Source organism: Mesorhizobium sp. BHbdii, assembly GCF_053848045.1.
The window spans coordinates 1-498 of sequence record NZ_JBSPKX010000145.1 but is presented as its reverse complement, the minus strand read 5'-3'; the positions used below and the strand labels follow the sequence as shown (position 1 = coordinate 498).

Annotated in this window: 1 protein-coding gene; it reads right to left on the bottom strand. The window is 64.9% G+C overall.

The window, feature by feature from the left end:
• On the bottom strand, positions 1-483 hold a 483-nt coding region (locus tag ACWTU8_RS32300; RefSeq protein WP_455851309.1), incomplete at its 3' end, for a LysR family transcriptional regulator.
• Between the last annotated feature and the right edge of the window lie 15 nt (positions 484-498).

Below are 498 nucleotides of genomic sequence, written 5' to 3'. Positions count from 1 at the left end.
GAATTCGAAGCCGGGTCCAAGATCGAGCACGCCGATCGGCACGATCCCGAGGTCGATCAGGTTGCTCTCCAGCGCCGCGACCATCTCGGGCAGGTTCATATAGCTTTGCTGGACGGTGACCTCGGGTTCGAGTTTCTGGAATTCGCCGATCATCCGGCTGATCATCGCGTCCATGAAGAAAGGCACGCCGCCGACACGGACGACACCCTTGGTGCCTTTCATGAAGCCCTGCACCGCATCCGACGCCTTGCGCGACGCCGTGATGATCGTGCGTCCTTGCGCCGCCAGCTGGAAACCGAGCGGCGTCGGCTGCAGCGGCCGGCGGCCCTTGAGGAACAGCGGCTCGCCGACCCGCGCCTCCAGCATGGCCAGCGATCGGCTGACCGCGGGCTGGGTCAGGCCCAGCATGGCGGCTCCTTCCGACACGCCGCCTGCATCCAGCACCGCGGCGAGCTGCATCAAGTGGCGCTCGTTCAGCTTCATAGCAAAACGCTATAC